This is a genomic window from Leucobacter allii (assembly GCF_022919155.1).
Taxonomy (GTDB): domain Bacteria; phylum Actinomycetota; class Actinomycetes; order Actinomycetales; family Microbacteriaceae; genus Leucobacter; species Leucobacter allii.
In genome coordinates this window covers 261,559-274,252 of the sequence record NZ_CP095045.1, presented here as the reverse complement: position 1 = coordinate 274,252, position 12,694 = coordinate 261,559, and the positions used below count along the sequence as shown (strand labels likewise).

General features: G+C 72.3%; 13 protein-coding genes. 6 read left to right on the top strand and 7 right to left on the bottom strand.

Translation table 11 applies throughout. The annotated features are described in order from the left end of the window. Positions 1–46: 46 nt before the first annotated feature. From MUN78_RS01190 to MUN78_RS01170, 5 genes are all read right to left on the bottom strand, one after another. Positions 47–820: an IclR family transcriptional regulator domain-containing protein gene (locus MUN78_RS01190; RefSeq protein ID WP_244728243.1), complete on the bottom strand. Its 774-nt coding sequence runs from the start codon at positions 818–820 to the stop codon at positions 47–49. Next, positions 821–1,753, bottom strand: a complete 933-nt coding sequence (locus MUN78_RS01185) for a type II toxin-antitoxin system death-on-curing family toxin (protein ID WP_244728241.1) — start codon at positions 1,751–1,753, stop codon at positions 821–823. A 183-nt stretch (positions 1,754–1,936) separates the two neighbouring features. Next, a complete protein-coding gene (locus tag MUN78_RS01180) occupies positions 1,937–3,109 on the bottom strand; it encodes a thiolase family protein (RefSeq protein WP_244728240.1) in 1,173 nt (390 codons plus the stop codon). 30 nt (positions 3,110–3,139) lie between these two features. Continuing rightward, the gene (locus tag MUN78_RS01175) at positions 3,140–3,787 is read right to left on the bottom strand and encodes a 3-oxoacid CoA-transferase subunit B (RefSeq protein WP_244692539.1); all 648 of its coding nucleotides are present in this window, start codon (positions 3,785–3,787) and stop codon (positions 3,140–3,142) included. After that, on the bottom strand, positions 3,784–4,539 hold the full coding sequence (locus MUN78_RS01170; protein WP_244728238.1) for a 3-oxoacid CoA-transferase subunit A: 756 nt from the start codon (positions 4,537–4,539) through the stop codon (positions 3,784–3,786). Before MUN78_RS01170 ends, MUN78_RS01175 begins: the two co-directional genes overlap by 4 nt. Before the next feature lie 102 nt (positions 4,540–4,641). Between MUN78_RS01170 and MUN78_RS01165 the strand changes: the two genes are divergently transcribed. Then, positions 4,642–6,000, top strand: coding sequence for an MFS transporter (locus MUN78_RS01165; protein ID WP_244728236.1), 1,359 nt, complete (start codon positions 4,642–4,644; stop codon positions 5,998–6,000). Here the strand turns inward: MUN78_RS01165 and MUN78_RS01160 are convergent. After that, positions 5,975–6,436: a MarR family winged helix-turn-helix transcriptional regulator gene (locus tag MUN78_RS01160; protein WP_244728234.1), complete on the bottom strand. Its 462-nt coding sequence runs from the start codon at positions 6,434–6,436 to the stop codon at positions 5,975–5,977. The two genes, MUN78_RS01165 and MUN78_RS01160, sit on opposite strands and share 26 nt — an antisense overlap. A 92-nt stretch (positions 6,437–6,528) precedes the next feature. On the opposite strand from MUN78_RS01160, the gene MUN78_RS01155 reads away from it, so the two are divergent. The 5 genes from MUN78_RS01155 to MUN78_RS01135 all read left to right on the top strand — a co-directional run bounded on the left by MUN78_RS01155 (position 6,529) and on the right by MUN78_RS01135 (position 11,849). Next, a complete protein-coding gene (locus MUN78_RS01155; protein ID WP_244728232.1) occupies positions 6,529–7,455 on the top strand; it encodes an SDR family NAD(P)-dependent oxidoreductase in 927 nt (308 codons plus the stop codon). Positions 7,456–7,549: 94 nt separating this feature from the next. Next, complete coding sequence (locus MUN78_RS01150; RefSeq protein WP_244728231.1) at positions 7,550–8,443, top strand: amidohydrolase family protein; 894 nt, start codon at positions 7,550–7,552, stop codon at positions 8,441–8,443. Continuing rightward, positions 8,440–9,645 (top strand): acyl-CoA dehydrogenase family protein, encoded by a 1,206-nt coding sequence (locus MUN78_RS01145; protein WP_244728229.1) that lies wholly within the window; start codon positions 8,440–8,442, stop codon positions 9,643–9,645. The genes MUN78_RS01150 and MUN78_RS01145 overlap by 4 nt, the downstream gene beginning before the upstream one ends. Positions 9,646–9,734: 89 nt before the next feature. Then, complete coding sequence (locus MUN78_RS01140; protein ID WP_244692528.1) at positions 9,735–10,190, top strand: MaoC family dehydratase; 456 nt, start codon at positions 9,735–9,737, stop codon at positions 10,188–10,190. 90 nt (positions 10,191–10,280) lie between these two features. Next, positions 10,281–11,849, top strand: a complete 1,569-nt coding sequence (locus MUN78_RS01135; protein ID WP_244728227.1) for an acyl-CoA synthetase — start codon at positions 10,281–10,283, stop codon at positions 11,847–11,849. Here the strand turns inward: MUN78_RS01135 and MUN78_RS01130 are convergent. Continuing rightward, positions 11,837–12,682 carry a PaaX family transcriptional regulator C-terminal domain-containing protein gene (locus tag MUN78_RS01130; RefSeq protein WP_244692526.1) on the bottom strand — a complete coding sequence of 282 codons (846 nt, stop codon included), beginning with the start codon at positions 12,680–12,682 and terminating at the stop codon, positions 11,837–11,839. The two genes, MUN78_RS01135 and MUN78_RS01130, sit on opposite strands and share 13 nt — an antisense overlap. Between the last annotated feature and the right edge of the window lie 12 nt (positions 12,683–12,694).

The following is a 12,694-nucleotide window of genomic DNA, read 5'->3' as shown; positions in this document are numbered from 1 at the left end:
TCGCGGCGGCGCTCGGGCGCGGCGGATCGGCGACGGGACCCCCGGCTCAGAGCAGCCGCAGGTCCGTCTCGATCGCCGCCGCCGCGCCCTGCGCGAGCGGCAGGATCCGATCCCGCAGCCCGTCCCGGGTCTCGCGCGTCGCGCTCGTCGACACGTTGAGCGCCGCGGCCACCCGTCCGTCGCGGCCCCGCACCGGGACGGCCACCGAGCGCAGCCCCGCCTCCAGCTCGCCGTCGATGAGTTCCCAGCCCCGCTCCCGGACCTCCGCGATGCGCCGCCGGAGCCGCGCGGGGTCGACGAGCGTCTGCGGGGTGAGCGGCGCGAGCTCGGAGGCGGCGAGCACCGCGTCGAGCTCGGCGTCGGGAAGCGCCGCGAGCAGCACGCGCCCCATGCTCGTCGCGGTCGCCGGGAAGCGGGTGCCGAGGGTGATCGACACGCTCATGATGCGCCGCGTGGGCACGCGCGCGATGTAGACGACGTCGGCGCCGTCGAGCACGGCGGCCGACACGGATTCCCCGACCTCGGCCGAGAGCCGTTCGAGGTGGGGCTGCATCGCCTCCGGCAGCGAGAGCGCCGAGAGGTAGCCGTAGCCGAGCTCGAGCACTCGGGGCGTGAGCGCGAACTCCCGACCGTCGGCGCGGACGTACCCGAGGGACTCCAGCGTGCGCAGGAAGCGCCGGGCCGCCGCCGCGGGGATCCCGGCGCGTCGCGCCACCCCGCTGAGGCTCAGGGCGGGGTGCTCGGCGTCGAAGGCGCGGATCACCGCGAGCCCCCGCGCGAGCGACTGGACGAAGTCGGCGGGCGCGTCGGGCGCCGGCACCTATGCCTCCTCGTTGAGCATGCGGGTGACCATGGCGACCATGAGGGGCTTCTCCTTCGGATCACTGACCGCGACCATGAGCGTGATCGCCGCGAGCGCGTTGTTCGAGATTCTCGGAGCACCCTGGACGTCGAACAGCGCACCGTTCTTCGCCAGAAAATGCACGAAGAGCGCCGCCGCACTGCGCTTGTTCCCGTCGGAGAGCGGGTGATCCTTCACCGTCAGGTACAGCAGATTCGCGGCCTTCTCCTCGACGGTGGGATAGAGATCGTTCCCCTCGAATCCCTGATACACCGCGCCGATCACACCGGCGAGTCCCGCTGAGCGCTCCTTCCCGAACATCGTGTCCGCCGGAAACTCTGCGGCCACTTCGGCGATCACCCCGCGAGCCTCATCGAGCGTGAGCACCCACTTCGGTGAGGTGCTCCCCAGCACGTCGAATACCCCGGTATCGTACGCTCGCAAGAGTCGCAGACTCGGCAGATATGCGCTCAGCACCTCCGCGACGCCCGCGACGAGCTCGTCGCTCGTGCGTTCGAGTACGCGCACGATCGCACCGAGTTGTTCCAGTCGTCGGGCGTTGGCGGCGACCCCGTCGAGCACGTACCTTCGGAGCACTCCCGTCGCCCAACGACGGAAACCGATTGCGCTCGCAGAGTTCGCACGGTACCCCACCGCAAGGATCACATCGAGGCTGTACAGCGTCACCGGCCGATCGGCGGAAGCAATTTGCACTTTCTGCAAATTGCTTTCGGCATCGACCTCCTCATCGGCGAGCACATTGCGGATGTGTCGCGAAACGCTCGACACGCTGATGCCGAACAACTGCGTGATCTGAGATTGGGAGGCCCACACCGTTTCTCGCTCGCGGTCGAACGGCAGAGCGAGTTCGATGCCGGGTGCCGAGTAGACGACGACATCTGCACTGCTCATCAGAAGGCTCCCTCGCGACTTGGGCCTGCTCCACCATCGACCCTCATTCTCTCAGGCGCGCGACGAATCGGGCGAAGACGTCGGTATGCATTGCGGGCCGCTGCACCTCAGCAGAGAGTCTGAAACGCTGGCAACCAGGAGCAGCGACCGGCGCAGGCGCGCAGTTTCGCACGGAAGCTCGAGCTACCGCTCGAGGACGACCGCGAGGCCCTGACCGACGCCGATGCAGATCGCCGCGACCGCGACGCCCCCGCCGCGGCGCGCCAGCTCGTGCGCGGCGTGGCCGATGATGCGTCCTCCGGAGGCGCCGAGCGGGTGCCCGATCGCGAGCGCGCCGCCGTGGATGTTCAGCTTCTCCGGGTCGAGCTCCGGCCAGCCGGCGAGGCACGCGAGCGACTGCGACGCGAACGCCTCGTTGAGCTCGACGACATCGACGTCGGCCCAGGTCTTCCCGGCGCGCGCGAGGGCCTTGTTGGCGGCCTCGATCGGGGCGATCGGGAAGTCGTCGGGATCCACGCCGTGCGCCGCCCGGCCCGCGATCCGCGCGAGCGGCTCGGCGCCGTCGAGCGCGCCCTCGCCGCCGATGAGCACCGCGGAGGCGCCGTCGTTGATCGAGGAGGAGTTGCCCGCGGTCACGCTGCCGTCGCGGGCGAAGAGGGGCTTCAGGCCGCCGAGCTTCTCGACGGTCGATCCGTCGCGGATCCCCTCGTCGCGCACGAGCTCCGCACCCGGGACCTGCACGATCTCGCCGTCGTACACCCCCGCGGCCCACGCCTCGGCGGCGAGGCGGTGCGAACGCACGGCGAACTCGTCTTGCGCCTCGCGGCCGATGCCCCACTCGCGAGCGATCTTCTCGGCGGACTCGCCGTTCGAGATGGTCCAGTGCTCCGGCAGCCGGGGATTCACCATGCGCCAGCCGATCGAGGTGTTCCAGAGGGTCTGGTTGCCGACCGCCGGCCACGGCTTGGCCGACTTCTCCACGACGAAGGGGGCGCGGCTCATCGACTCCACGCCGCCCGCGAGGATCAGCTCGGCGTCGCCCGACTCGATGGCCCGGGAGCCCTGGATGACGGCCTCGACCGATGAGGCGCAGAGCCGGTTGACGGTGACCCCGGTGACGGAGGTCGGGAAGCCGGCGAGGAGCGCGCCGAAGCGCGCGACGTTGCGGTTGTCCTCGCCCGCCTGGTTCGCGTCTCCGAAGATCACGTCGTCGATGCGCGCGGGATCGAGGCCCGTGCGCTCGACGGCCGCGCGCATGACGACGGCGGCGAGGTCGTCGGGCCGCACGCCGGAGAGCGCGCCCCCGGCGCGGCCGAAGGGCGTGCGGACGGCGTCGTAGATGAAGCTGGCGGTCATGAGGATTCCTCTCGGGGTCGTGCCCGTGGCTCAGTGCGTGGCGTCGGCGAGTTCGAGCCCGGTGAGCTCGCGCAGTTCGGCGACGGTCGTGTCCCCGAACACCTCGCGGACGGCGAAGCCCTCCGCGGTGACGTCGAACACGGCGTGATCGGTGTAGACGCGGGAGACGCAGCCGACGCCCGTGAGCGGATAGCTGCACGCGGCGACGAGCTTCGACTCGCCCTGCTTGGTGAGCAGATCGGTCATGACGTAGACGTCCTTCGCCCCGATGGCGAGGTCCATCGCCCCGCCCACGGCGGGGATGGCGCCGGGCGCTCCCGTCGACCAGTTCGCGAGGTCGCCGTTCTGGGCGACCTGGAACGCGCCGAGCACGCAGACGTCGAGGTGCCCGCCGCGCATCATGCCGAAGGAATCCGCGTGATGGAAGTACGCGGCGCCCGGCAGCGCCGTCACGGCCTGCTTGCCGGCGTTGATGAGATCGGGATCGACGGCGCCAGGCTCGGGCGCCGGGCCCATGCCCAGCATGCCGTTCTCCGTGTGGAGGATGATCTCCTCGTCCTCGGGGAGGTAGTTGGCGACGAGCGTCGGCGCGCCGATCCCGAGGTTCACGATCGAGCCCTCGGGGATATCGGCGGCGATCCGCGCCGCGAGGTCCTGCCTGCTGATCCGCGTGGTCATCGCGCCTCCTCCTCGCTCGGGGCCGCCTCGAGCGGCCGGCCTTCGAGGTCCACTCCGCCGACGAACTCGCCGTCCGCGAGCCACCGGCGCTCGCCCACCGCGACGACGCGGTCGACAAAGATGCCGGGGGTGACGACCGTCTCGGCGTCGATGCCGCCGAGCTCGACGAACTCGTCGACCTGCGCGATCGTCGTCGCCGCGGCGGTCGCCATGATCGGACCGAAGTTGCGTGCGGTCTCGCGGTAGACGAGGTTGCCGAAGCGGTCGGCGCGGCGCGCGCTGATGAGCGCGAAGTCGGCGCGGATGGGGTACTCGAGCGCGTAGACGCGGCCGTCGATCTCGCGCGTCTCCTTGCCCTCGGCGAGCTGCGTTCCGACGCCGGTGGGGGTGAAGAACGCGCCGATGCCCGCCCCCGCGGCCCGGATGCGCTCGGCGAGGTTGCCCTGCGGGACGAGCTCGAGCTCGATCGCCCCCTCGCGGTAGAGGCCGTCGAACACCCAGGAGTCCGACTGACGCGGGAAGGAGCAGATGATCTTCCGCACGCGGCGCTTGGCGAGGAGCGCGGCGAGGCCGACATCGCCGTTGCCGGCGTTGTTGTTGACGATCGTGAGCTCGCCCGCGCCCTGCGCGATCAGCGCGTCGATGAGCTCGACGGGCTGGCCGGCACGGCCGAAGCCTCCGATCATGACGGTCGCCCCGTCGGGGATGCCGGCGACGGCCTCCTCGACCGACGCGATGCGCTTGTCGATCATCACTCCTCCAATTTTCGCTGTGCGAAACTTGATTCGCCTTACGAACATGCTAGCGCGCTGCGCCGGGATCGGGAAGCCCCGCCCCTCCGCTAGAGTGCAGGAATGCCCACGCCCACCGCCCCGCGCCGTTCGCGGCGGCTGGTGCTGCTGTTCATCGCCGTGTGCCTCGTCGCGATCAACATGCGCATGACCATCACGGGGATCGGCCCGCTGCTCGAGCAGATCGCCGCCGACCTCGGCACGAGCCCGGCGGCGCTCGGCGGCCTCGCCTCGGTGCCCCTCGCCGCCTGGGCGATCGTCTCCCCGCTCACGCACGGACTGAGCATGCGTTTCGGCCTCGAGCGCACGGTCGGCTGGGCGCTCGTCGCGCTCATGATCGGCACGGCGTGGCGGTCGCTCCCCGGCCCTCCGATCTCGCTCTGGCTCGGCACGGCGCTCATCGGCGCCGCCCTCGCGATCGGCAACGTGCTCATGCCGGCCGTCATCCGGCGCGACTTCGGGGATCGCATCCCCCTCGTGATGGGGGTCTACACCGCCCTGCTCGGCGGCCTGGGCGCGGTGTCGGCCGGCGTCGTCGTGCCCATCTCGCACCTCGAGGGCGGCGACGGCGAGCTCGGTTGGCGACTCGCCCTCCTCACCACGGGGGCCATGATCCCGGTGGCGCTGGTCGCGTGGGTTCTCGCGGCGCGCGCGCCTCGAGCGGAGACGCCTGTCACCGACCGCGGCGCGGATCCGAGCGCCGATGGCGGCCCCCGCCGCGACGCCGCTCAGCTGGGCGAGGCGGCGCACGCCGGCGACCCCGTCGTCGCACCGCCGGCCGCGCCGCGCGCGACGGCGGGGATGCCGGTCGGCCGCCGGATCTGGCGCGATCCCGTCGCCTGGTTCGTGGCGCTCTACATGGGCCTGCAGTCCACGATCTTCTACATGCTCGCCACCTGGCTCGCCCCGATCGAGACCGATTCGGGCGTCTCGCCGGTCGACGCCGGGATCTCGGTCATGCTCCTCCAGCTCGTGAGCATCGTCGGCTCCCTCGCACTGCCCCTCATGTACCGCGGGCGCATGCGCCGCTGGCTCGCCGCGATCGTCCCGCTCGTCGTCGGCGCCTCCTTCGCGGCGATCGTGCTCTCGGGTCCGGCCCTCCCCTGGATCGTGCTGTGCGGGCTCGGCTGCGGCACGTCGCTGAGCATCTCGCTGCTGCTCATGGCGGTGCGGGCGCGCGACGCGATCACGGCGAGCGCGCTCTCGGGCATGGCGCAGTCGATCGGCTACCTCATCGCCGCGCCCGGCCCCGCGCTCTTCGGCCTCGCCCACGAGGCGAGCGGGGCCTGGATCTGGCCGCTCGCGCTCCTCCTCGCGGCATCGCTCGGCCAGGCGCTCGTCGGACTCGCCGTGGGACGCGAGCGCTTCGTGTTCGACCGGCGGGAGCGCCCTGCGCTCAGTCCGCGAAGGCGACGCGCTTGAGCAGCTCGGCGAGCCGCGCGCGCTCCTCGGCGTCCAGGCCCGCGTAGGGCCGCTCCTCGGCGGCGAGCACCTCGGCGCGCGCCGCGGCGCACAGCCGCTTCCCCTCCGCGGTCGCGACCACCGCCTTCGAACGACGATCCCGGGCGTCGGCGCGGCGCTCGACGAGCCCCCGCCCCTCCAGGTCGTCCACGAGCGCCACGATCTGACTGGGATCGAGCCTGAGGTACTCGGCGAGCTCGCGCTGCGTGGGCCGGAGCCCCTCCGCGGCGATCGACAGCACCGAGTACGAGCGCGCCTTGAGTCCGAGCCCGCGCAGCGCGGCGTTGCCCGCGGCGAGCGCCACGGCGTTCGCCCGGGCGAGCAGGAAGCTCAGGTCGTTGCCGAGATCGCTCCCGGCCCACGCGGCATCGGGGGACGGCGCTGGCGTACGTGGCATCGCACCAGCATATCAATAGATACCGTCGTCAATGATTGACTTTTTCAATCAATTCCGATGTACTGGTCCCAGTCACAGCAGAAGGAGTCAGCATGTCGCTCGCAGGCAAAGTCGCCATCGTCACGGGATCCGGGCGGGGCCTCGGTCTCGCCTACGCCCAGGAGCTCGCCGCCCAGGGCGCATCCGTCATCGTGAACGATGTCGACGCGGCCACCGCCGCCGAAGCCGTCGCCGCGATCGAGGCCGCGGGCGGCACGGCGTCGGCCGTCGTGGCGCCGGTCGGGCCGAGCGCGACCGCGAAGGCGCTCGTGGACGCGGCGTTCGAGCGCTACGGGCGCCTCGACATCCTCGTGACCAACGCGGGCGTGCTGCGCGACACCGTGCTCTGGAAGATGAGCGACGACGACTTCGACACCGTCGTCGACGTGCACCTGCGCGGCACCTTCACCTGCGTCCGCGAGGCGGCGAGCCGCATGCGCGAGCAGGGCGAGGGCGGCCGCATCATCTGCATCGGCTCCCCCACGGGGCAGCGGGGCAACTTCGGCCAGACCAACTACGCGGCCGCGAAGGCCGGCATCGTCGGCATGGTGCGCACCTGGGCGATGGAGCTCAAGAAAGCGGGCATCACGGCCAACGCGGTCATCCCCGTCGCCGCGACCGCCATGACCGCCACCGTCCCGTACTTCCACGCGGCGGTCGAGGCCGAGGCGAAGGGCGAGGCGATGCCCGCGTTCTTCCGCCACGACCTCGGCTTCGGCGACGCTGGCGACGTCGCGCCGCTCATCGCGCACCTCGCCTCCGACGCCGCGGCGGGCGTCACGGGCCAGGCCATCGGCGTCGGCGGCGACCGGCTGCAGCTGTGGTCGCATCCGGAGCCCGTCGCCACCGCCTACCGCGAGGGCGGCTGGGACGCCGCGGCCCTGAGCGAGGAGTTCGACGCGATCGTCGGCGAGCGCCTGCAGTCCGTGGGCGAGAAGTTCCCGCCGCTCCCCGAGGAGCTGCAGCCGCCGCAGGCGTGATCCCGCGTCTGCGCGGGCCCGCCGCAGGGCCCGCGCCGACGCATCGGCGCCCGCAGCGCACCGTCTCCCGACGACCCCACGACAAGGATCGAAGATGACCCGATACGAACCCGCGATCGATCTCGACGCGATCGTCGCGATCGACACGCACGTGCACATCGAGCAGGATGCGCACGGCCACAGCTCGCTGCCGGGCGACCTCGCGGAGGCCGCGGCGAAGTACTTCGCGACGGGCGGCCTGCAGCCGGAGCTCGATGCCGTCGCCGACTACTACCGGGAGCGGCGGATGGCCGCCGTGGTCTTCACCGTCGACGCGACGACGAATCTCGGGCACGAGCCGATCCCGAGCGCCGATATCGCCGCGGGCGCGGCCCGCCACAACGACGTGCTCATCCCCTACGCCTCGGTCGATCCGCGGCGCGGCGCCGCCGCCATCGAGCAGGCGAAGCGCCTCATCGAGGAGCACGGAGTCCGCGGCTTCAAGTTCCATCCGACGGTGCAGGGCTTCGATCCCAGCGACGAGGCGCACTACCCGCTCTACCGCGTGATCGAGGAGGCCGGCAGGGTCGCCCTCTTCCACACGGGCCAGACCGGGATCGGCGCCGGCATGCGCGGCGGCCGGGGCCTGCGGCTCGCGCTGTCGAATCCCATGCTGCTCGACGGCGTCGCCGCCGACTTCCCCGACCTCCAGATCGTCATGGCCCACCCCTCGGTGCCGTGGCAGGAGGAGGCCCTCTCGGTCGCCACGCACAAGCACAACACCTGGATCGACCTCTCCGGGTGGAGCCCGAAGTACTTCCCCGCAGAACTGCAGCGCTACGCCGGGACGGTCCTCAAGGACCGCGTCCTGTTCGGCTCCGACTTCCCCCTCATCACCCCCGACCGCTGGATGCGCGACATCGAGCACACCTCGATCAAGCCCGAGGCGCTGCCCGGCATCATGAAGGACAACGCGGTCAGGCTGCTGGGCCTCGGAGGCGCGGCATGACGACGCCCCGCGATCCCGCGCTCGCTCCGTCCGAGGTGTTCGGGATCGATGCGCTGCGGATCGCGGAGACGATGCTGAGCCCCGCCGGCGCCGCCGCGCTCGCGGAGCTGCAGCGCACCCTCGACTCCGCGGTGCGCCCCCTCGTGAACGAGGCGTGGGAGACGGCGACCATGCCTCCCGGGATCATCGGGGCGCTCGCCCCGCTCGGCCTGATGGCGCCGGACGGCATGCGCCCGGAGGAGGCCGATTCCACGCTCTTCTCGGGCCTGCGCAACTTCGTGCTCGCCCGCACCGACGTGTCCGTCGCGACGGTCTACAACGCGCAGTCGGGCCTCTTCCGCTCGACCGTGCGCCTGGGCGGCTCGGACGAGCAGATCGCCCGCTGGGATCCGGCGATCCGCGACTTCTCGTTCACCGGGGCCTTCGCGCTCACCGAGCCCGAGCACGGCTCGGACATCGCCGGAGGGCTCGCCACGACGGCGACGCGCACGGGCGACGAATGGCGCATCTCCGGCCGGAAGCGGTGGATCGGCGGCGCCGGCGCCGCCGATGCGCTCGCCGTCTTCGCCCGCAGCGCGGAGGACGGCGAGGTCAAGTGCTTCATGGTGCCCCGCGACGCCGCGGGCGTCTCGCTCGAGACCATTACCGGCAAGGTGTCGCTGCGACCCATGCAGAACGCGGAGATCACCCTCTCGGACGTGCGCGTGCCCGAGTCCGCGAGGCTCCAGCGCATCGACTCCTGGCGCGACGTCGCCCGGATCATGGGACGGCTGCGCTCCGATGTCGCCTGGATCGCCGCCGGCCTGCAGTCGGGCGCACTCGACGCCGCGGTGCGCTACGTGCGCGAGCGCGAGCAGTTCGGCCGTCCCCTCGCGGGCTTCCAGCTCATCCAGGAGAAGCTCGCGCGGATGGCCGGCAACGTCACGGCCTCGCTCGCCTTCGTCACGAGGCTCTCGCAATTGCAGGACGCGGGTACCTTCACTGACGAAAACTCCTCGCTCGCGAAGATGTGGGTCGCCCTCCGCGCCCGCGAGACGGCGGCGCTCGGCCGCGAGATCGTCGGCGGCAACGGGATCCTGCTCGAGCACGACGTCGCCCGCTTCTTCGCCGACGCCGAGGCCGTCTACTCCTACGAGGGCACCCACGAGGTCACCTCGCTCATCGTCGGCCGCGGCCTGACCGGCGTCTCCGCCTTCACCTGACCCCGGGGACGGTCGCGATCCGTCGCGGCCCCATCCCGTCACCCATCCCGACCACCCCGATCCCCACGACCCGACCCCAAGGAGCCCCCATGACCACCACCGCCGACTACGCCGACGCCGCCTCCCTCGCCGGGACCGACCTCGGCTGGAGCGCCTGGACCGAGGTGACCCAGGAGCAGGTGAACACCTTCGCCGACGCGACCGACGACCACCAGTGGATCCACGTGGACCCCGAGCGCGCCGCCGCGGAGAGCCCCTTCGGCGCCCCGATCGCGCACGGCTTCCTCTCGCTGTCGCTGACGGTGAAGTTCTGGAGCGAGCTGTTCGAGCTGAACGGCGTCACCACCAAGGTGAACTACGGCCTCGACAAGGTGCGCTTCGTGTCCCCCGTGAAGGTCGGCGCGCGGATCCGCATGAACGCCGTCATCGCCGAGGTCACCGAGGTGAAGGGCGGCGTCCAGTTCGCCGTCGACCAGACCATCGAGATCGAAGGCGGCGAGCGCCCCGCGCTCGTGGCCAGGGGCATCTACCGCTTCTACGCGTGACGCGCGGCGGGGCCCGGCTCCGGGCCCCGCGCACCCCGCCCCGGGCCTCCCGCCCCCTCCCCGCATCAGCCCACTCGACGAAGAGACACCATGCAGAATCACGGACTCGGCTCCTGGCTCGCCACGCGCAGGCAGAAGCACCCAGACAAGGTCGCCCTGATCTTCAACGCCCAGGATTCCGGCGAGGACGAGCGGCTGACGTACGCGGAGCTCGCCGACCGCGCCGATGCCTTCTCCGGCATGCTCTGGCAGCGGGACGTGCGCAAGGGGGACGCGGTCGCGTATCTCGGGGAGAACAGCCCGGACTTCCTCGCGGCGCTCTTCGGCTGCGCCCAGCTCGGGGCCGTCTTCGTGCCCGTGAACACGCGCCTCGCCCCTCCCGAGATCGAGCACGTGCTGCGCGACTCGTCGGCCCGGGTGCTCGTGCACGGCCCGGGATTCGCCGAGCGGGTGCGGCCGGTCGCCGCGTCCGCGGGCGTGCCGCACCGCATCCAGACGGGCGAGCGCGGCGCCGACGGCGAGCCGGGACTCGACGCGATCCTCCGCGAGGGGCTCCGCGGCCACGTCGATGCGGGGGTCGCGCACGAGGATCCCGCGGCCATCCTCTACACCTCCGGCACCACCGGCCGGGCGAAGGGCGCGGTGCTCAGCCACGGCAACCTCACCTGGGTGAGCGTGAACGCCCTCGTCGACTACGACATCGTTTCCACCGACGTGGCGCTCATGATCTCCCCGCTCTTCCACGCCGCCTCCCTCGGCATGGGGGCCCTGCCGACGCTCCTCAAGGGCGGCACGATGGTCCTCGAGCAGGGTTTCGACGCCGGTCGCGCGCTCGCGCTCATCGAGCACTACGGCGTCACGATGCTCAGCGGGGTGCCGACGACCTACCAGCTCATGGCCGACCATCCCGCGTGGCCGACGACCGACGTCTCGACGCTCGCGAAGCTCACCTGCGGCGGCTCCGCCGTGCCCACCCGCATCCTCGAGGCCTACGAGGCGCGCGGCCTCTCCTTCTCCCAGGGCTACGGGATGACGGAGACGTCCCCGGGCGCCACGAGCCTCGCCCCCGAGATGACGCGCGCGAAGCAGGGCAGCGTCGGCCTCCCCCACTTCTTCACCGAGGTGCGGGTGGCGGCGACCGAGCCCGGCCCCGAGGGCGCGCACGCGATCGCCCCGCGCGGCACCGTCGGCGAGATCGAGGTGCGCGGGCCGAACGTCTTCCTCGGCTACCGCGGCCTGCCCGAGGCGACGGCGGCCGCGTTCACGGCCGACGGCTGGTTCCGCTCCGGCGATCTCGGGTACCTCGATGAGGACGGCTACCTCTTCATCGCGGACCGGTTGAAGGACATGATCATCTCGGGCGGCGAGAACATCTACCCCGCCGAGATCGAGGACCTGCTCAACGGCCTCGAGGGCGTGACGGGCGCCGCGGTCATCGGCGTCCCCGACGAGCAGTGGGGCGAGGTGCCGTGGGCCGTGCTCACGCTCGCGCCCGACGCCGACGCCGAGGCGCTCGGCACCGACGCGGTCCGGGCCGCGCTCGACGGGCGGCTCGCGCGCTACAAGCTCCCCAAGCGGGTCGTCGTCGTCGACGACTTCCCCCGCACGGCCTCGGGGAAGATCCGGAAGGCGGACCTGCGGGCGCGCTACGCCGGCTGAGGGAAGCCCTCCCGCATCGCCGCGTCGGCGGCGTCCGCGATCTCGGCGCGGCGCGCCCGGTAGGCGGCGAGCGAGCACGGTGCGGGCCAGTCGGGATCGAGGGAGCCCGCGGGGAGGCGCGGGTCGCGACGGAGGAGCTCCAGCCAGTCCGAGACGAGCACGGTGAGCGCGGCGAGGGCCGGCATGCCGTCCGCGGCCCCCGGATCCGACCAGCGCGCGATGAAGCGCTCGTGCTCCGCCCGGATGGCCGCGAAGTCCCAGGCGCTGCGCAGGGCGACGTCCACGGGGAAGCCGTCGATCTCGGCCGCGTGGAAGGCGAGCACGCCGCCGAGCGGCAGCTCCGCGCGCACCGGGGCGAGGGCGGTCTCCGGATCCCGCCGGCCGGGGGCGATCCAGAGACCGTCGCGCAGCACGGCGAAGCCCTCCCAGGCGAGCGCGGCCCGCAGCTGATGCCGGAGCCCCCGCTGCCCCTCGGGGATCGAGAAGGTGACGAGGGTCCACCCGGGGCCGCTCGCGTCGAAGGGATGCTCCGCGTGCACCCGCCGCGACGCCTCGGTGAGGACGCTGCGCGCGCTCGGCGTGATGCCGTACACGAGGTGGCGGCCCGAGCGGTCGCGATCGAGGAAGCCGCTGAGCGCGAAGCGGTCGAGCGCGGCGCGGGCGGCGGGGGCGGCGACCCCGGCGTGCTCGAGGACGTCGACGAGCGCGATCCCGCGGAGCGGGCCGTCCCGCCCCGCGCGCAGCAGCTCGCCGAGCAGGGCGAGCACGAGGCTCCGGGAGCGATGGCCCCGCGGCGCCTCGTCGGCGCGCGGGGCCAGGCTGCGGGGGATCATGCGCTCCATGGT